General features: G+C 80.8%; 1 protein-coding gene. It reads left to right on the top strand.

What is annotated here, in order from left to right:
• Window positions 1–416, top strand: a 416-nt coding sequence (locus CBZ_RS20575; RefSeq protein ID WP_165446885.1) for an FAD-dependent oxidoreductase, incomplete at both ends; no start/stop codon positions are given.

Below are 416 nucleotides of genomic sequence, written 5' to 3'. Positions count from 1 at the left end.
CTGGGAGGCGGCGCTCACGCTGCACACCGCGGCCGACGCCGACACGCTGCGCGCCGTCGTCGGGGCGGGGCGCCGTCTCGTCGTCGTCGGGGCCGGGTGGATCGGCGCCGAGGTCGCCGGGGTCGTCGCGGCCGCAGGCGGCGACGTCACGGTCGTCGAGGCGGCCACGTCCCCGCTGTCGACCGCGCTCGGCGCGCGCGTCGGCGCGCTGACGACCGGCTGGTACGCGCGGGCCGGGGTCCGGCTGCTCACGGGCGCCCAGGTCGTCGAGGTGCGGCCCGACCGCGTCCGGCTGGCCGACGGCACGGTGCTCGTCGCCGACGCCGTGCTCGCGGCCGTCGGTGCGCGGCCCGCGACCGCGTGGGTCGGCACCGGCCTGCCCCGCGAGCCCGACGGCTCGCTGCGCGTCGACGAGA

Origin of the sequence: Cellulomonas biazotea (genome assembly GCF_004306155.1) — a bacterium.
GTDB lineage: Bacteria > Actinomycetota > Actinomycetes > Actinomycetales > Cellulomonadaceae > Cellulomonas > Cellulomonas biazotea.
Note: the sequence above shows the minus strand (reverse complement) of the source record. Positions and strands in the feature narration are given on the sequence as shown.